Annotated in this window: 16 protein-coding genes; 8 read left to right on the top strand and 8 right to left on the bottom strand. The window is 51.8% G+C overall.

Annotated elements, in window-relative coordinates:
* The first annotated feature begins 29 nt into the window (after nucleotides 1-29).
* Nucleotides 30-554 carry a GNAT family N-acetyltransferase gene (locus C8E01_RS01785; RefSeq protein ID WP_116541630.1) on the top strand — a complete coding sequence of 175 codons (525 nt, stop codon included), beginning with the start codon at nucleotides 30-32 and terminating at the stop codon, nucleotides 552-554.
* Between the two features lie 14 nt (nucleotides 555-568).
* Here C8E01_RS01785 and C8E01_RS01790 read toward each other — a convergent pair whose 3' ends face one another.
* The 3 genes from C8E01_RS01790 to C8E01_RS01800 all read right to left on the bottom strand — a co-directional run bounded on the left by C8E01_RS01790 (nucleotide 569) and on the right by C8E01_RS01800 (nucleotide 3676).
* Nucleotides 569-1711, bottom strand: a complete 1143-nt coding sequence (locus tag C8E01_RS01790; RefSeq protein ID WP_116541631.1) for an FAD-dependent monooxygenase — start codon at nucleotides 1709-1711, stop codon at nucleotides 569-571.
* Nucleotides 1712-1724: 13 nt separating this feature from the next.
* Nucleotides 1725-2786 carry a lysylphosphatidylglycerol synthase transmembrane domain-containing protein gene (locus C8E01_RS01795; RefSeq protein ID WP_116541632.1) on the bottom strand — a complete coding sequence of 354 codons (1062 nt, stop codon included), beginning with the start codon at nucleotides 2784-2786 and terminating at the stop codon, nucleotides 1725-1727.
* A gap of 119 nt (nucleotides 2787-2905) precedes the next feature.
* The gene (locus C8E01_RS01800; protein WP_243409378.1) at nucleotides 2906-3676 is read right to left on the bottom strand and encodes a segregation and condensation protein A; all 771 of its coding nucleotides are present in this window, start codon (nucleotides 3674-3676) and stop codon (nucleotides 2906-2908) included.
* A 388-nt stretch (nucleotides 3677-4064) separates the two neighbouring features.
* On the opposite strand from C8E01_RS01800, the gene dxs reads away from it, so the two are divergent.
* The 3 genes from dxs to C8E01_RS01815 all read left to right on the top strand — a co-directional run bounded on the left by dxs (nucleotide 4065) and on the right by C8E01_RS01815 (nucleotide 8557).
* Entirely contained in the window at nucleotides 4065-5981 is a 1917-nt protein-coding gene (gene dxs / locus C8E01_RS01805) for a 1-deoxy-D-xylulose-5-phosphate synthase (protein WP_116541634.1), read from the top strand.
* 309 nt (nucleotides 5982-6290) lie between these two features.
* Nucleotides 6291-7070 (top strand): alpha/beta fold hydrolase, encoded by a 780-nt coding sequence (locus tag C8E01_RS01810; RefSeq protein WP_116541635.1) that lies wholly within the window; start codon nucleotides 6291-6293, stop codon nucleotides 7068-7070.
* A 311-nt stretch (nucleotides 7071-7381) separates the two neighbouring features.
* Complete coding sequence (locus C8E01_RS01815) at nucleotides 7382-8557, top strand: MFS transporter (protein ID WP_116541636.1); 1176 nt, start codon at nucleotides 7382-7384, stop codon at nucleotides 8555-8557.
* A 129-nt stretch (nucleotides 8558-8686) separates the two neighbouring features.
* Here the strand turns inward: C8E01_RS01815 and C8E01_RS01820 are convergent, their stop codons facing one another.
* Nucleotides 8687-9118, bottom strand: coding sequence for a lipocalin-like domain-containing protein (locus C8E01_RS01820; protein ID WP_116541637.1), 432 nt, complete (start codon nucleotides 9116-9118; stop codon nucleotides 8687-8689).
* A 209-nt stretch (nucleotides 9119-9327) separates the two neighbouring features.
* Between C8E01_RS01820 and C8E01_RS01825 the strand changes: the two genes are divergently transcribed.
* Complete coding sequence (locus tag C8E01_RS01825) at nucleotides 9328-9633, top strand: LysM peptidoglycan-binding domain-containing protein (RefSeq protein WP_116541638.1); 306 nt, start codon at nucleotides 9328-9330, stop codon at nucleotides 9631-9633.
* 67 nt (nucleotides 9634-9700) lie between these two features.
* Here the strand turns inward: C8E01_RS01825 and C8E01_RS01830 are convergent, their stop codons facing one another.
* Both C8E01_RS01830 and C8E01_RS01835 read right to left on the bottom strand, forming a co-directional pair.
* A complete protein-coding gene (locus tag C8E01_RS01830) occupies nucleotides 9701-10957 on the bottom strand; it encodes an energy transducer TonB (protein ID WP_116541639.1) in 1257 nt (418 codons plus the stop codon).
* A 99-nt stretch (nucleotides 10958-11056) separates the two neighbouring features.
* Nucleotides 11057-11476, bottom strand: coding sequence for a nucleoside-diphosphate kinase (locus C8E01_RS01835; protein WP_116541640.1), 420 nt, complete (start codon nucleotides 11474-11476; stop codon nucleotides 11057-11059).
* 259 nt (nucleotides 11477-11735) lie between these two features.
* Between C8E01_RS01835 and C8E01_RS01840 the strand changes: the two genes are divergently transcribed.
* The 3 genes from C8E01_RS01840 to C8E01_RS01850 are packed head-to-tail and all read left to right on the top strand — an operon-like array spanning nucleotide 11736 to nucleotide 14313.
* The gene (locus tag C8E01_RS01840) at nucleotides 11736-12752 is read left to right on the top strand and encodes a DHH family phosphoesterase (RefSeq protein ID WP_116541641.1); all 1017 of its coding nucleotides are present in this window, start codon (nucleotides 11736-11738) and stop codon (nucleotides 12750-12752) included.
* A 30-nt stretch (nucleotides 12753-12782) separates the two neighbouring features.
* Nucleotides 12783-13745, top strand: coding sequence for an FKBP-type peptidyl-prolyl cis-trans isomerase (locus C8E01_RS01845; RefSeq protein WP_116541642.1), 963 nt, complete (start codon nucleotides 12783-12785; stop codon nucleotides 13743-13745).
* A gap of 28 nt (nucleotides 13746-13773) precedes the next feature.
* Entirely contained in the window at nucleotides 13774-14313 is a 540-nt protein-coding gene (locus tag C8E01_RS01850) for an FKBP-type peptidyl-prolyl cis-trans isomerase (protein ID WP_116541643.1), read from the top strand.
* Between the two features lie 57 nt (nucleotides 14314-14370).
* Here C8E01_RS01850 and recO read toward each other — a convergent pair whose 3' ends face one another.
* Both recO and porZ read right to left on the bottom strand, forming a co-directional pair.
* Nucleotides 14371-15081 (bottom strand): DNA repair protein RecO, encoded by a 711-nt coding sequence (gene recO, locus C8E01_RS01855; RefSeq protein WP_116541644.1) that lies wholly within the window; start codon nucleotides 15079-15081, stop codon nucleotides 14371-14373.
* Nucleotides 15082-17388, bottom strand: a complete 2307-nt coding sequence (gene porZ, locus C8E01_RS01860; RefSeq protein ID WP_116541645.1) for a type IX secretion system anionic LPS delivery protein PorZ — start codon at nucleotides 17386-17388, stop codon at nucleotides 15082-15084.
* Nucleotides 17389-17469 lie beyond the last annotated feature (81 nt).

The raw sequence follows: 17469 nt of genomic DNA on the forward strand, positions 1-17469 counted from the left end.
AGCAGTATTGTATTTTCAACAAACGTGACATGCGCACCCAACCCATTCACACCGAGAGGCTTGTACTGATCCCCTTCACCCTTGAGGCAGCCAGAACACTCTATGCCGGTAATAATGCTGTACTCACCTATCTTGGCTTGCAACCCACCCGCTTCTGGCCAGATCAGGAAAGCATGGATACCCTGCCCCGCATCATCAAAAGACTGGAGAAATTACCCGAACCGACCGGTTTTGAATCGTGGATGATCGTGCTCAAACACAACGCCACTGTAATTGGCGATGCTGGTTTTAAAGGCGGTCCTAATCAGGAAGGAACTGTGGACATCGGCTACTCCATTATCGAGCAGGAGCAACAGCGCGGCTACGGCCTGGAAACAGCACAGGCGCTGGTAAACTGGGCATTCCAACATCCGGATGTGAAAGCTGTGACAGCGAATTGCCTGCTGGAGAATACGGCATCTGCACGCATACTCCAGAAAATAGGAATGGAAGAACTGGTCCGGGATGATGAATTGGTTTATTATAGACTCCTCCGCACAGAAACTGTCAGGTGAATACCCAGGTATGATCAGAAATCAACCCGATACAAGTCCTCCATCTGCCGCTGGGTAATGAACCGGGGCATGGCACGGAAAAGCGTGTTCCGGAGTTTGCTTAGGAGCGGATTCCGCCAGTGCGCGACTTCACCCAGTGCTCTGGATAGCTTGATTACTTTGGCGGTGCGGGCCTTGCGGCGCTTTTCGTAGCACTTCAGTGCGTTGGCCAGCACTGGCTCCTGCTTCAGACACTGTGCCAGTACCACGGCATCTTCTATAGCCTGGCAGGCGCCCTGCCCCATGTTAGGTGTGGTAGCATGGGCAGCATCGCCGAGGAGCACAATGCGGCCGTACACAAAATGCTTGAGTGGCTCCAGGTCGGCTATGTCGTTCCAGATGAGCTGTTCCTGCGAGGTGGAGGCCAGCACCATCTCCACTGGCGAATGCACCTTCTCGAAGTGCCGGGCCAGCTTTTCGGGCGTCATTCTTCGCATCTTCTCATCGCGCTGCGGGGCGTTGATGCAGGCATACCAGTAAATTTTGTCGCCCTGCAGCGGCGCTATACCTACCCGGCCTTCCGGTGCCCAGGTCTCAGCCGAAATCATGTTGTTTATGTCAACGCCCGGGTTGTCGATCACGGCGCGCCAACAGGTATAGCCAGCGTAGCGCGGTATGCTGTCGGGCACCAGTTGCTGGCGTACTACCGAGCTGATGCCGTCGGCGGCGATGAGCAGATCGGCTGTGGCATGGCTTCCATCGGCAAACATGATCTGCACCTGATCACCACGCTGCACTATTTCTTCGCAGCGCTTTCCGAGCACAACGGAGTCGGGCGCCAGGTGGCTCAGCAGCACTTCGTGCAGGTCTGCGCGGTGAATCACAAAATTGTTGATGCCATACTTGTTACTCAGGCGGCGGGTGTCCATGTTGCTGATCTCGCGGCCGTGCTCGTCGAAGATCACCAGCGCCTCGAGTTGCTTCCCTCTTGCCACCACGTCGTCCATCACGCCGAGCCGTTGCAGCCCCTGCATGGCGTTAGCGGCCAGTCCCACACCTGCTCCAAGCCCTTTGAATTTGGGCGCGGCCTCGTAAACGGTGGCTTCTATACCTGCCTGCTGCAGCGCGAGTGCGGCACACAGTCCTCCGATTCCGCCTCCAACAATTATGGCTTTCATACCTGTTCCTGTTTTATACCTTAACTTCATCCTCCACCGAAGACCTGCCAAATACTTTCGCTATCCACTTCGGCAGGAAGATAGAACCCAGTACCAGGTATGGGTAGTACGTAATCAGGCGGTAGAGTACCACCACAATGTTGCTGAAACGACCCAGGAACAAGCCAAAGAAGCTCGGGAAAGCCATTTCCACGATGCCGGCACCACCCGGTGTTATCGCCACCAGCATCACGATCCAGAAAATAAGGTTGCGTGAAATGATGAGCATATGCTCGGCGAGGGTGACGTCAGTAAAGGCCGCGATCAGGCAGTTGAGCAGGAAGTAGCGGGCGCTCCATACGAATATGGTCGAGATGATGGCCCGGGCCCAGTAGTTGAAATCCTTGTCACGCAGCTGCTGCGACGCCCACACGATCTCGTTACCGTGCTGAAAAGCGTTGATGCGCCACTTGCGCAGTAATTTCCAGCTAGTCAGTTTCAGCAAAATCCACTTGAAAGCACGCGGTCGCACGAACAGCGCGTAGATCATAATGAAGGTATAGACGGCTATGAGCGAGTAGCTGATGTAAAAGGCTGTTTTGAGGGCGTTGATATCAGTGGCTGACAGGCCAAAATCAGGGAACACCTCACCTTGGACGGCCAGCAGTGCAATGGGCGCTGCGATGATGAAGAACATGTTATCGAGCACGGCCGTGAGCATCACATAAGCCAGCGACTTGCCCAGCGGTATACCTTCTTTGTTGAGCACGATGGTCGCAATGGTCGTGCCGCCCACTACAGATGGTGTGATCGCAGAGGCGAATTCCCAGAGCATGATCACGTCGAGACTGTTGCGCCAGGTCAGGAATTTGTCGGTAAGGCTGCGGATGCGGTACATGTAACCCAGATCGCGGATTACGAGCACGAGCAGCGCCGCGGCCAGCCACCACCAGTTGGCCTCCGCTATACCTTTCAGGTCGCCTAGCTTATCGTCTTTGATAAACAGCCATGCCGTAGCGCCCAGACCCAGCAGTACCGGGATCAGGATCTTGATCGGACTGAAATTCTTAAGTATGGTCTTCTTGTTCTGGTCCATGCAGGCTATTATATCCCAATTCTGCGGCGCGTGCTCTTAAATAGCTGACGTGCAAAACTACTTAACTATTCGGCAACTCTGTGGAAACGGTTCGGCTTTTTAAGTGTTTTAGGGGATTGCTACTCGAGTATGAGCTGCGTCACCTGGGCTGCCTGCCCTTCGGCTCTGGTAATGACAAAGTCGTTGAAGCCATCGCCTACCTCGATCCCGATCAGGTTGAGCTGCAGCATATCGAGAATCGCCAGGAAATTGAAGATCATCCCTATTTTGTCCGGGAAGGCCGAAATTATCTCCGAAAAAGCAATCTGTTCCTTCTCCTCCATCACCCGGATAATGTAGTCCCGCTGCTCCTCTATGGTATAGGGGTACGTGAGCACGGTGTGCTTCGGGCGGCTCTGCTCCTCCTCAAAGCGGTGCATTACCTTATCGAACACGCGCATGAGCTTGTAGAGACTCAGGTCCTGCAACTCATACTCAAAATGGTTGGAGTTGGCGATCTGCTGCAGTTCCTCGTGTATGTTGCCCCGATTTTCCTGTGCCAGGCGGGTGTCTTCCATCTGTCCAAGGTCGCCCAACACAGCTTTGTATTTCTTGTATTCCAACAGGTGCTGCACCAGTTCTTGGCGCGGGTCTATCTCATTTCCGTCTTCATCTTTCTCGGTGCGGGGCAGCAGCATTTTGGCCTTGATGCGCATCAGGGTGGCGGCTGTCAGGATAAAATCGCTGGCCACCTCGATATTGAGCTGCTCCAACTCCCGCAGGTAACCCATGAACTCGTTGGTGATCTGAAAGATCGGAATGTCGTGGATGTCTAGCTCGTCACGCTCAATAAAGAAGAGCAGGAGATCAAACGGCCCCTCAAACAACGGTAATTTAATTTCGAAACTCACTTCTCTGGCCTTTGGTTAATGCGCTATTCGCGGTAGATGTACAAAAATACTAATTTATTCGTATGAAATACCAGTCCGATTGCCACGTTATAGAGGCCGTACCTGCACGATTTCTGAACAAATAAAGCTCACAACTGTATAAGTGTAGCATTATCAAGGAGGGTGTTTGATATAAAGTTCCGCACAGCAACCTACTTGCTGACAGTCAACCAATTACCACATTTACCCCATACACCGCCGTCGGCTGCCCTGACAGGATAGGGAGGAGAAATAGCAGCTTGTGTTCTGATTTTTGCTAACTTTACGTTTTGTCCGGCAGACTGTATTTTGCACAATGCAAACTTTTGCCTGAAAAATTTGTTGGAAGTCTATTAATAAAGACATTTCTATGATCATCAAACCAGGAGATCTTCTTGCCTCCATTGACTCGCCTGCCGACCTCCGCGCCCTTAAGCCAGAGCAACTTTTGCAGGTATGCCAGGAGTTAAGGCAATACATTATCGATGTGGTATCGATCCACGGCGGTCATTTTGGGGCTAGCCTTGGGGTGGTGGAACTGACTACGGCACTGCACTATGTGTTCCAGACGCCTTACGATCAACTGGTATGGGATGTGGGTCACCAGGCATACGGACACAAGATCCTGACCGGCCGCCGCGACAACTTCCACACCAACCGCAAGTATGGTGGACTCTCTGGTTTTCCTAAAAGAAAAGAAAGCGAATACGATACCTTCGGCGTAGGCCACTCGAGCACCTCCATTTCGGCCGCGCTGGGTATGGCGGTTGCCTCGCAGTATAAAAACGAAGAAGACCGCCAGCACATTGCCGTGATCGGTGATGGCGCCCTGACAGGCGGCATGGCCTTCGAGGCCCTCAACCACGGTGGTGCCACCAACGCCAACCTGCTGGTAGTCCTCAACGACAACTGCATGAGCATCGACCCGAATGTGGGCGCTCTGAAAGAATATTTAACCGACATTACCACTTCCCGCACCTACAACAAGCTGCGCGACGAACTGTGGAATGTACTCGGCAAGATCAGCAAGTTTGGTCCGAACGCACAGCACATTGCCTCCAAGGTCGAGAGCGGCATCAAAGCCACGCTTTCCAAGCAAAGCAATCTGTTCGAAGGCCTGAACTTCCGTTATTTCGGCCCGATCGACGGGCACGACATCAACCACCTCGTGTCGGTGATGGAAGACCTGAAGCGTATACCGGGTCCAAAAATCCTGCACGTGCTCACCACCAAAGGCAAAGGCTTTGCCCTCGCCGAAAAAGACCAGACCAAATGGCATGCGCCAGGACTGTTCGATAAGATAACAGGCGAAATCTACAAGAAGCACCACGATACGCCACAGCCTCCGAAGTACCAGGATGTGTTTGGCCATACGATTGTGGAGCTCGCTGAAAAGAACGAAAAGATCATGGGTGTGACGCCAGCTATGCCGTCTGGCTGCTCGCTCAACATCATGATGAAGGCCATGCCCGACCGTGCTTTTGACGTAGGTATAGCCGAGCAGCATGCGGTCACTTTCTCTGCCGGCCTGGCCACGCAGGGCCTGGTGCCGTTCTGTAACATCTATAGCACGTTCATGCAGCGCGGTTACGACCAGGTGGTGCACGATGTGTGCCTCCAGAACCTGCACGTCGTGTTTTGCCTTGACCGTGCCGGTTTCGCCGGTGCCGATGGCCCGACGCACCACGGTGCTTATGACATTGCCTACATGCGCTGCATCCCGAACATGGTGGTTGCCGCCCCGATGAACGAACAGGAACTTCGCAACATGATGTATACCGCTTCGCAGGAAGGTGCTGGTCCGTTCACGATCCGCTACCCACGTGGCGAAGGTGTTATGCCTGAGTGGAGAACACCACTGGAATTGCAGCAAATCGGTAAAGGCCGCACGGTGCAGGAAGGCGAAGAAGTAGCGATTCTGACATTCGGCCACATCGGCAACTACGCTGTAGATGTTTGCCAGAAACTGAGCTACGACGGCATCAATCCGGGCCACTACGACATGCGCTATTGCAAGCCGCTGGACGAGGAGTTGCTGCACCACATCTTCAGCAAGTACAGCAAAGTGATCACCGTAGAAGACGGCTGCCTGCAAGGCGGTTTCGGAAGCGCGATACTGGAGTTCATGGTCGACAACGGCTATACCTCGCAGGTGAAGCGCCTCGGCATGCCTGACCAGATTTTCGAGCACGGCTCACAGTTAGAGCTCCACCGCGACGCTGGCTTCGACCCGACTGCCATTGAGAACACCGTGAGAGAGATAATCGGTGTGACGGTGAAGGTATAAGCACAAAAGAAAAGACTTCTTTGCAAAGATTAAAACCTCACAGCTTCTTCAATTGCTGTGAGGTTTTTTGTTTTTCACCTACACATATTGTGCAGTAGCTTCGGTTTATATAGGTATAGCAAACTGTATTGTTGAGATCCTTTCAGGATGACAGGTGGAAATCGGCAGCAAAATGGTCACCTTGCCTTCAACAGAGAATGGAACACGAGATTATCAACCGTGCACAAGAATCCTGTAAATCATTTAATCCTGTGAATCCTGATTCAGACATTTAGCTATCTTTACATACTAACACCACAATCATAAACTATGAAAAATAAGACTACCTATACCTCTGCCGGCTCTGGCGATCCAATCGTATTTTTGCATGGCTTCTGCGAGAGTAAAGAAGTCTGGACAGATTTCAGCAAACCACTGCAGCAGAAGTTTAGCACCATTGCGCTGGACCTACCCGGTTTCGGGGACAATGCCCAAGGTATAGCCGACTACAGCATGGAAGGGATGGCAGTTTATGTAAAGTCGAAGCTAGACGAGCTTGGCATTAAGAAGTGCATCCTGGTGGGCCACTCCATGGGTGGTTATGTAGGTATGGCCTTCGCCGAAAAGTATGCCAGTATGCTCAGCGGCCTCTGCCTCTTTCATTCCTCCGCCCTGCCCGACACTGACGAGAAAAAAGACAACCGCAACAAGACCATCGAGTTTGTGGAAAAGCATGGCGTGGAGAAGTTCATGCAATCATTCATTGAACCCCTCTTCTACAGCGAAAACCGCGACCGACTTCAAAAGGAAATTGCGCTGATGAAAGAGATCGGCACCAGCACACCCAAGGCGAGCGTAACTGGTGGCCTGGCCGCCATGCGCGACAGAAATGACAGAACGAATGTGCTAAAAGCAGTTAAATTCCCAGTGCTGTTTATCTTCGGAAAAGAAGACGGCGCCGTGCCATTAGACAAAGCCCTGGAGCAATGCCACCTGCCTGACAACAGTATGGTGTACTTCCTCGGTAAAACCGGTCACATGGGTATGTTCGAGCGCACCTACGAGACCCGTAAGGCACTGGAGAAATTCGCCGAAACGATTTATGGGTAATGATAGAATTGTTGATTGTTGATTGTCCATTGTTGGGTGCACGATTAACCCCTCGTATGTTGAGGAGGCCTACGCCTTGATGGGAATTCGATGCATGACTCGGACAGGTATACCGATGAGAATTTAGCAAGAGTGCGAATGTCTACTATAGGCTTACATAATTTACACCTATACCTAAAGCCATTACACATCGCGGCATAATAGTGTAACGTCGCCACATTTCAACTTTTCAGCTTTTAAATTTTCTAACTTCTGCAATTCCTCAACTCTCAAACTCCTCAACCCGCTAACTCTTAAACTCCCAAACTTCCTTGCTCCATCAAACCTTAGCCCCGCCCGCCCGAATCTTGCCTACGCTTGTGTTTTCGCAGTTTGCGGGCACTTCGCTTTGGTTTGCCGGTAACGCGGTGCTGCCAGAGTTGCAGGCTTCGTTGCAGTTGCAGGAAGGGGCATTAACTTTGCTCACATCCGCGGTGCAGCTCGGTTTTATAGCGGGCACACTGGTATTTGCTTTTCTCTCGTTGGCCGACCGCGTATCTCCACGACTGCTGTTTATGCTATGTGCTTTGCTGGGTGCTGTGGCCAATGCCTTGGTGGTATTTGCTGCCAGAGATCTTTACGCCGTGCTATTGCTCCGGGCGCTTACTGGTTTTCTGCTGGCGGGTATTTATCCGGTAGGTATGAAAATAGCGGCCAGTTGGTACAGCACGGGGCTGGGGAAGGCCATCGGTTATTTGGTGGGTGCTTTGGTACTGGGCACAGCATTTCCGCACCTGATCCGGGCATTGGGGGCTACGCTTCCCTGGCAGCAGGTAATGGTGGCGGTTAGTGCACTGGCGGCAGTAGGCGGTTTGCTCCTATACCTGCTCGTGCCCGATGGACCATACCTGAAAAAAGGAGCTACTTTTAGGATCGGAAATATGCTGCAGGCTTTTCGTGATCGCGGTTTCAGATCGGCTGCTTTCGGCTACTTTGGCCATATGTGGGAGCTCTATACCTTGTGGGCTTTTACGCCACTGATCCTTACTTTAACGCTCCCACAACTTTCCATGGGCGAAGTGTCGGCTTACAGCTTTGCAGTAATTGCGGCAGGGGCAATTGGCTGTGTCGGCGGGGGGTACTTATCGTGGGTATGGGGAAGCGCCCGGGTGGCTTTTTTGCAACTATTGCTTTCGGGCTTCTGCTGCCTGCTTTCGCTGCTTGTGCTGCAATTGGATACACCGCAACTAGTTATACCTTTTCTGCTCTTCTGGGGCATCGTAGTAGCCGGGGATTCTCCCCAGTTCTCAGCCCTAACCGCTCAAACTGCCCCTCCGCAATTGGTTGGCACCGCACTTACCATCGTGGTGGCCATTGGGTTCGCCATTACGGTGGTCAGCATCCAGCTTACAGACTTCTTATTCACGCAATTGCCGCTGCACTATACGCTGGCGCTATTGGCTATAGGCCCTGCACTTGGTTTGCTGGCGCTGCGCCGCCTGGTATAGCGGTTTGCGTCACTCAGCTATACCTTTCGCAGTCACTTCTACTCAAAACCGTGTTGGCCTGAACATTAAAAAAAGCCGACCCAATTTTGGACCGGCTTTTCTGCTCAAAATATACTTTTCACTTGTACCTTATTCGGCTTCCATCTGCATCTTGGAACCATCAGCTGCCACAAGGTCCATTTCTTTATCAGTCAGCTTTTCTACGGTGAAGTTCATCGACTCATTAGCCCCTTCAAAAGTGAGCGATAAACGTTTGCCTGCCTGGTCGTAGGTCCAGGTTCCGGTTTGGAGGGAGCCACCACCGCCCATGGCGAAGCGACCGTCTGAGTAGAACTGCATCGTCTCCTGCTTTTCCTCTGCCGTCAGTTTGTCTTTGTCACCGGAGGCGGTTAACTCTTTCTCGGCTTTCCAGGTTTTGCTGCTGCCGCCCGAGATCATGTTGGCATTGCCGGCATTGTCTTTGTCGCCCCCGCAACTTGTCATAAAGGCCATCAGCACGAAGGCCATTACAAATGTAAAGTAGGCTTTCACCTGTTTCAGATTCATGTTCATTTTATTCATAGTTTAATGGTTATACATACCTGCGCCTAATTACCTAATGAGGCGTGCATAGAGTACGGTTAAAACTTTTTTAAAGTTGATTAAAGCTATATAATCTACCAAGAATACAAGGCGTTACAACCATGCGAACCATTTGGCGTATCTATTTAAGCAGCTGTGTTTTTAAGCAGCTCAAAATCTATTTACTGACATCATAAAAAATTTGAAATATGGGATTGCGTGATTTTTTCAAGAAAGGGGAAAAGGAACCCGCTAAGGCTCCAAACCCAACCAACCGCCAGCCAGGCGATGGCTCATTTTTTAACCAGCAATCGCCTCAGCAACCTGGGGCGCAGCCTGCAACGGGACAGGACACTTATACTGTAAAAAGTGGTGATTCGCTTTCTAAAATTGCCAAGCAGTATTACGGCGATGCCAATGCCTGGAAGCGAATTTATGAAGCAAACAAAGCTACCATCGGCAGCAACCCTGACCTGATCAAACCAGGTCAGCAGTTTGTTATTCCGAAGCAGTAGGTTACTTTGAAACAGAAAGAGCCGGCTATCACTAGCCGGCTCTTTCTGTTTTAAAGCAATGTCATTACTACCACAAAAACATATTGGAATACTGTTTTGGCATGTATTGCCTGCTATCCATAGACATTGATCCGCTGTAAAATCTAATCGGAAGCGTCATAGAGGTTGCCACTGGCTTCCCTAACCTTGTAGCTGGTTTCCATGCTGGCATGCTGTTCACAAATCGAATAGCTTCTTCATCTATTTTGGGATGCACGCTCCTGATCACCTCTGCATCTCCTATTTTTCCTGCCTCGGTCACATTAAAGCGCACCACGAGCAATCCTGATATCGGGCTGTTGTAGAGCGACCTCGGCATTCTAAAGTTTCGGTAGATGTACTGTTGCAACTCTCCAGAAAAAACCGGCTCTATAAGCGGCACACCATACAGGGCTGTGTCAGCCAGGCCGCTGCTTCGCTGTTGCACTACATAATAGTAGTGATCTGCGGGTCGGTCTTTGGTTGGCGCCACATCCACTTTTATCGTTTTAAAGTTTAGCAGTTCTGCTATCACCGGAAACTTAGGCTCGTAATACTTGTGGTCTACCCCCCATGCCTCTGCAAGCAGCAAATAGTCAGGCAGCGCGATCAGCTTCATCTTGTCGCTCTCACTGATAGCTGGCTTTCCTTTTTCATACTTGGTTCCACTCAAAAACCGGCCTTTGCTATCATACATCTGCTCTAGCTCCATCTTACCCGACGGATCGGTTAGTCGCCACCAGCCTGTCTTGTAGCCATCTACAAACTCTCCTTCCAGCATTGAAACTCCCTTTGTCGCAACAGACGGAAAGGGAGCCTTGTAAACACCATGGCCATCCTTCACGAGCTGCTCTCCGGATGCACCCCATAGGCTATGCACCCGCACAGATTCTTCTTCCACTGTGATATCCATTATCGGCTCACCTGCCGGGGTCCAAAACTTCCAATTCCCAGTAGGGGCGTCTTCATTAAAGCTGCCTTCACAATCGAGTTGTCCGTTCGGATGGTAAAACAGCCATTTCCCCCACTTCTTACCTTGCGCGTTGTAATACCCTCTGGCCATCACAGAGTTGTCAGCGTAGTAGTCTGTAATGGCATGCTGAAAGGTGGGCGCCTCCAGGTTGTGTATATCTTTCATATTAGCTGGCAGGTAAGCCAGCCGCTTTACGACGGCTGCTTCCGGCTTAGTAACTTGCCAGTTGGCGTTGTAGTGAATCACAACAGGCTTATACTCTGGCTCCTCGCTTTGAGCAAAAGCCAGTGCTGATGAGAAAAGAAGTAAAACAGCGAGTAAAGTATGTTTCATAAAAAGTGTGGTGTTACTAATTCAAACATAATCAAAAAAGCCCGCCGAGCCATAAGGTCCTGCGGGCTTTTGAGAAATCAATAAGTAGTCTTTAATAGCTTAGAAACGCTCGTCGGCAGCGAAAAAGAAGTCGCCTTCGATCTGTGCGTTTTCGTCAGAGTCAGAGCCGTGTACGGCATTTGCCTCGATAGACTTAGCGTATACCTTACGGATCGTGCCTTCCTCAGCCTGGGCCGGGTTGGTAGCGCCGATCAGCTTACGGAAATCCTCAACTGCGTTGTCTTTCTCCAGGATCATAGCTACGATTGGGCCAGATGACATGTACTTCACCAGGTCACCGTAGAAAGGACGCTCCTTGTGCACTTCGTAGAACTTACCGGCACGCTCCTCAGTCAGTCTTGTCTTCTTCATCGCCACGATGCGGAAGCCGCCTTCCTCGATCATTTTGGTAATGCCACCGATGTTGTTATCTGCAACCGCATCCGGCTTAATCATGGTAAATGTGATGTTTCCAGCCATGTCTATTCTGTTAATGTGTGTATGTTTCGTTTTGAAGGTGCAAAATTAGCGCATTTAGCTTAATTATAGCAGCACTTTGCCCATACTTTCTACAAATATTTATGCTGGTATGCACCCAGCTATACCTACAACGAGGCCCTATGCATGCTCGCAGAACAGCCTAGAGCGTCTTAAAACGCTATTTTATTGCATTAGAAGTTATTTCTTCAGAAATTCGCGCCTTATATCCCTATTAATCAGCGGATTTATAACAAGCTTTATGCACGACATTAATGCTCTCAAAGAGCTCCTGAGAGAACCTAAAGAGGTGATGATCACCACACACCACAAACCAGACGCCGATGCGTTGGGTTCGTCACTGGGTCTGGCCGGCTATCTCAAGAAGCTCGGACACCGGGTTACGGTTATCACACCTTCCGACTATCCGAGCTTTCTTACCTGGATGGAGGGCAATGATGATGTGCTCGTTTACTCTGAGAAGAACGACGCCCTGGTGCAGCGCATCATCAGCGAGTCGCAGATGATCTTCTGCCTTGACTTCTCTAACCTGTCGCGCATCCACGACATGGGTGACTACATCCGCAACGCCAAAGGCACCAAGGTGTTGATAGACCACCACCTGCAGCCAGAGGATTTCGCTGATTTGGATTTCTCTAACCCGCAGGCCGCCGCCACAGCTGAACTGGTGTATGACCTGATCAAAGCCTTAGGCGATGGCGACAAGATCGACACAGGTATAGGCGAGTGCCTTTATGCCGGCATCATGACCGACACGGGCTCTTTCCGCCATCCGAGCACTTCTAAAAACGTGCACCTGATCATCGCGGACCTGCTGCACATTGGGGTGAACACCTCCAACATTCACCGCCTCATCTACGACAGCTCCACGGAACTGCGTTTGCGCTTTCTGGGTTATGCCCTGAAGGACAAATTGGTCGTACGCCCCGAGTACAGAACAGCTTATATTGCCATTACAGCGGAGGAACTGAAAGCTTACGATTCCAAAACAGGTGACACGGAAGGCCTGGTGAACTTTGCGCTTTCTATTGAGGGCATTGTTTTTGCAGCCGTGATCATCGACCGCGTGCAGGCCGTTAAAATGTCGTTCCGCTCTGTGGGCAACTTCTCAGTGAACGAATTTGCCCGCGCCAACTTTAACGGCGGCGGACACAAAAACGCAGCTGGCGGTATGTCGCTCGATACGCTGGAGAACACCGTGGCCAAGTTTGAAAGCCTGCTGCCACAGTACGAAGAGCAACTGCAGGCTTCTTGTTAAGTAACAAACATTTTATCCAACCTATAACACATGCTATTTAAATCAAAGTTCTTATTGCCGGTGCTAGCCGGTGCCATGTTGCTGCAGTCTTGTGGCGACAAAAACAAAAGCGACGAATTTCGCACTACGGCTGACGGCCTGGCTTATAAGATATATGAGCAAAAAGACGGTGAGTATGTGAACCGTGGCGAGATAGATGCCAACGATACCACCGGTGCCCGTCTGGGCCAGGTGATCACCATGCACATGTCGTACCGCACGGCTAACGACTCTGTGCTGTTCGACTCACGCCAGCAGGGCCAGCCGGTGATGCTCCCGGTAATGGAGCCTACCTTCAAAGGCAGCCTTGAGAACGCCCTGACCATGATGCGCGCTGGAGACAGCGGTGTGTTCAAAATCAGTGTAGACTCACTTTTCGCGAACACATTCAACCAGCCGATGCCTCCGTTTGTGAAACCAGGCACACACTTCACTTTCTATCTGAAAGCTGATAAAATACAGTCTGAAGAGGAAGCAGTAGCGGATCAGCAGAAGATGTTCGAAGAGCAGATGCTGGCCCAGCAGGAGCGCGCTAAAGAGCAGATCAAAGTTGACGACGCTAAAATTCAGGAGTACATCAAAGAAAAAGGCCTGAAGAATGTACAGAAGACGGATGCAGGCGTGTACTACGTGATAACAGAACAAGGCAAAGGCCCGAAAGCCAAAGCCGGTGACAACGTATCGGTGCACTACAAACTGTCTTTCCTGGATGGCAAAGAGCTGGAATCTTCTTACGACAACCCCATGAGTGGCGGTCAGCCGTTCACTTTCCCGCTTGGCCAGGGCCAGGTGATACCGGGTTGGGATGATGGCATTGCGCAACTGAACAAAGGCAGCAAGGCGATCCTACTGATTCCTTCTCCGCTGGCATACGGCGAGCAGGCACGTGGCGAGCAGATGCCGGCCAACTCGATCCTGCGTTTCGACGTGGAGCTTGTTGACATCAAAAACTAATTTCCGAATACCTATTAACCCCATTACCATGACCCCAACACATAAAAAGCAGTATCTGAGCACATGGCTTGCGAAGGTCCTCTTCTTTTTGGTTGTGCTGGTTTCTTTTTCGTCATGCAAAGAAGAAACTAACCCTTACTATATCACGCCTGAGCAGATTGAAGCCCAGAAAAAGATAGACGAGGAAACGATCAGAAAGTACTTCAGGGCCAATAATGTAGACACAACCAAAGTGGTGCGCCTGAACAGCGGCCTTTACATCTTGACCAAAAAAGCAGGTGAAGGCGATGTGATTAAGGCTGGACAGTATGCGGAGGTAAACTACATTGGCCGCAACGTGAGCAACGACGTGTTTGATAGTTCTTTCAGAAGCGGCAAGCCGTTTTCGGTGCTGGTAGGTGCTGGCCAGGTGATCAAGGGATGGGACGAGGGGCTGCAGCAAATGCGCAAAGGCGAGGAAGCGAACCTCTACATTCCTTCCTACTTAGGCTACGGCATGTATGGTAGCGGCAGTATTCCGCCAAACTCTGTGCTAATCTTCGAAATAGATGTACTGCAAGTGCGCTAACAGCTAGTTTCACATAAACAGAAAAGGCGATGCTCGATGCATCGCCTTTTCTGTTTATCAGCTCAGCACTTCCGACAGGATGGCCAGCGATTTGATCTCGCCCAGGCGCTCTACATGTAGCTGGTAATAGCGGATCAGGATGGAGAGCATTTCGCGGCGCACCTTGCCGTTGGGTATAGCGGCCTCAGCGGGTGTGCGCAGCAACTGGTCGAAAAGCTGTTCGTAAGCCTGCAGTGCTAAAACCGGCGGGGCATCGGTGAGCGACTGTGCATTGGGGGAGAAGGCTACCTGCTCTACAATCTCTGTTCCGCTGCTTGGTCCAAAGCCCAGGTGGTGGCTCAGGTGCAGTAGAAAGATCAGGTGGAAGTTCTCAAAATGATCCTGCAGCTCGTCAAACTCGATGATGGCGTTGAACAGGAAGTGAAAGAGCGTCGGGTTCTCCTCCTCTTCTTTAATAGTGCGCGACACCATCTCAGACAGAAAAAGCAGAATGCTGCTCTTGCGGATGTCAAAAGGTATGGTAGCGTAAGGATAGGCGCTCTTGTACTCTGAAATGCGGGTGATGCCTCCCCTTTGCGAGGTATAGACCACCATATCGAGCAGCGTGAAAGGCTGAAACAGGGCAATGCGGGAACCCGGGCCTTTTTTGCGCACGCTGTTCACGATGTACGACTGCACGCCCAGTTGCTCGGTGTATACTTTGGCGATGATCGACGACTCGCGAAACTTGATATAGTTGAGTACGATGCCTCTTGTCTTGACTAACATTTACTCCAGTACGGCTATTTTAGTGATACAGGTTTGGCGTGCTTCGCGGTCTGCTGCGAAGACCAGGTATACGCCAGCTTTTATACGCTTGCCGTTATACCCGCGGGCATCCCACGTGAGGGTGCCGCCAGTGGCCCTGGCCTTGTGTACCAGGGTACCGTTGATATCAGTGATGCGCACATCGGCATTGTTCGGCAAGCCAGACACACCAATAAGGCCGGCAAAGTCGGGCCGCACCGGGTTTGGATATACCTGGGCGCAGTCAGGCTCTCCTTCCGTGATTGTGGCCTCCGCGCGATAAGAGGCTATACCTTCATCAGTCATCACAAACACTTCGCCGGAGCCGTGTTCAATGGCCACTGATAAAACTTTATTGGAAGGCAATGGGCTGTTCTGGGTAGTGAAGTGCTGCAGCATTCGGTCTCCATCCGGGCTGAAAAGCCACAAACCATTATCTGTGGCCATCCACTTGCGATTGGCGCCGTCCACGGCAATGTCGCGTACCAACTGCCCACCGAGCAGCGGCCGCCCTTCAATGATCGGGATCCGGGCATCGTATACCTGACCAGAAAACACAGCGGCGGTACTGTAAAACACACCCACACCCGCTGCCGTTCCGACCCACATGTCGCCGTTCCTATCTTTGGTGATGCTGTATACGGCACTGCTGGGCAGGTTGCCACTGCCAATTCCGGCCCTGAGTTCCCGTACCTGCTGCCTTACCTCGTCATACACGACTAAGCCACTGTGCACATTGCCTTCTCGGCTAATGCTCAACCATTTATACCCATTGTCATCGATCGCCAGTCGTTCCAGGTTACTGTTATCGGCTATACCTAGCAGGCTATACCCCTTCCATTCCCCGTCAGGCCGCAACACATGCAGGCCCGGCGCACCAGACACCCGATGGCGGTTTACGGTCCATACCTGTCCGGCAGCATCGACGGCCACATCGGTCAGGCGTATCTGCTCGGTACGGTCGGTGGCTGGTTGTGTGCTGAGCAGCGTGCTGTTGGTGCCATTGTAGAGGATAGGCTGCTCCTCTCCTTTCCAGACCAGCAGTCCTTGCCCGTAGGTAGCCATGTAAACACGTCCCGTCACCGGATTGTAGGCTGCACTTACAAAGTCACGAAGTGGCTTCCCATCAGCTGGCGACAAAGCAGGGCTGTTGTTATACCATTGCCTAGCACGGTGACTGTAGTAGCCATTGGCGCGGTGCAGCGGCTCGTAGCTTTCACTGTAGCCTCCACTCAGCACATAGACCACACCATTACCGGCAGCTACCCGAAAGCTATTACTGGACCCAGGCCCCGGTGGCGCAAAAGCCTTCGGCTCGCTCCCAAGTCCCCAGGCAATCAGGCCACTCTGCTCGTCTGCTATCCAGGTTGTGCCCTCGGCATCTCGTACGGCCATGCGCGGTGCCCTTATACCTGGGTACTGCAGCATAGAGGCTACGTCATGGTTGTCGAGCAGCAGAATGCCCAGCTCTGTAGTACCCAGCAGGTAATTGGCAGAGGACTGTAAGTGTGTGATAGTGCTGCCGTAAGGTATAGGCACCTGCTCCCAGCTTCCTTGCCGTAGCACACGCAACCCAAAGCCTTCCGCCGCCAGGTATACCTGATTTTGAAAAGTGGCCAGTGCTGTCAGGAGAGTAGCAGCTGGCAGACCAGTTTCCACAAGTTGCCAGCTGCGAAAATCTTTAAGATTGCTTGTTAGTCGGTTGGCGCGCCATACCTGTTGGCCCGATAGCAGGTATAGCCAGTCGCCCTGCACAGTGCTCGCTTTTATAGCCAGCCGCTCGCCCTTAGGCCCCAGGTTGGTATAGGTATCCTTTATCTCCTGCCGGGCCAGGTCCACTACCACCAGGCCAAAAGCCGTGGAGAGATACGCTATCTTGTGATGGATGTGGATGTGGTGGGTGGTTTTGTCACCGTCGACGGCCAGGCGCAGGATAGCGGTGAGGTTGATGACGCGGCCTTTCTGCAGCAGGTCGATGTTGGCGTTGGCATAGGCGATGACCAGGGTATTCGTTTCCGGATCGTAACCGATGGTGCTGATGCGCTGTTCGCTCAACCCATCGATGCGGGTAATGGGCTGCACGTTCCGGAACTCCTTGTCATAGTAGAAAAGGCCCTGTTCTGCGGCCAGGTACACGCGGTCGCCTGCATCGGCCACAGCCCTGCCCTGTGTGTAGGGCACGTGCAACTGCCATTGTCCTATACCTACTGCACTTTGCGCCTGCACCAGCGTTGGCAGCCAGAGCAGCACTACAGACAGGTATAATAAACGCAAAAGCAGCTTCGACACGGGTATGATCGTTAGGTATAGATAAGTCTTGTCTTATCAGGAACGACGTAAAGTAAGTCGCGGTGGGCAAGTCACAGGTAT

Origin of the sequence: Pontibacter virosus, from assembly GCF_003096355.1 — a bacterium.
Classification (GTDB): domain Bacteria; phylum Bacteroidota; class Bacteroidia; order Cytophagales; family Hymenobacteraceae; genus Pontibacter; species Pontibacter virosus.

Excerpts from the sequence above, each read along its gene's own strand:
- C8E01_RS01845 (WP_116541642.1), top strand. The coding sequence starts at position 12,783 with ATGCTATTTAAATCAAAGTTCTTATTGCCGGTGCTAGCCGGTGCCATG.
- C8E01_RS01830 (WP_116541639.1), bottom strand. The coding sequence starts at position 10,957 with ATGAAACATACTTTACTCGCTGTTTTACTTCTTTTCTCATCAGCACTG.
- C8E01_RS01835 (WP_116541640.1), bottom strand. The coding sequence starts at position 11,476 with ATGGCTGGAAACATCACATTTACCATGATTAAGCCGGATGCGGTTGCA.
- C8E01_RS01820 (WP_116541637.1), bottom strand. The coding sequence starts at position 9,118 with ATGAATAAAATGAACATGAATCTGAAACAGGTGAAAGCCTACTTTACA.
- C8E01_RS01825 (WP_116541638.1), top strand. The coding sequence starts at position 9,328 with ATGGGATTGCGTGATTTTTTCAAGAAAGGGGAAAAGGAACCCGCTAAG.
- recO (WP_116541644.1), bottom strand. The coding sequence starts at position 15,081 with ATGTTAGTCAAGACAAGAGGCATCGTACTCAACTATATCAAGTTTCGC.
- C8E01_RS01850 (WP_116541643.1), top strand. The coding sequence starts at position 13,774 with ATGACCCCAACACATAAAAAGCAGTATCTGAGCACATGGCTTGCGAAG.
- C8E01_RS01785 (WP_116541630.1), top strand. The coding sequence starts at position 30 with ATGCGCACCCAACCCATTCACACCGAGAGGCTTGTACTGATCCCCTTC.
- C8E01_RS01790 (WP_116541631.1), bottom strand. The coding sequence starts at position 1,711 with ATGAAAGCCATAATTGTTGGAGGCGGAATCGGAGGACTGTGTGCCGCA.
- dxs (WP_116541634.1), top strand. The coding sequence starts at position 4,065 with ATGATCATCAAACCAGGAGATCTTCTTGCCTCCATTGACTCGCCTGCC.
- C8E01_RS01840 (WP_116541641.1), top strand. The coding sequence starts at position 11,736 with ATGCACGACATTAATGCTCTCAAAGAGCTCCTGAGAGAACCTAAAGAG.
- C8E01_RS01795 (WP_116541632.1), bottom strand. The coding sequence starts at position 2,786 with ATGGACCAGAACAAGAAGACCATACTTAAGAATTTCAGTCCGATCAAG.
- C8E01_RS01810 (WP_116541635.1), top strand. The coding sequence starts at position 6,291 with ATGAAAAATAAGACTACCTATACCTCTGCCGGCTCTGGCGATCCAATC.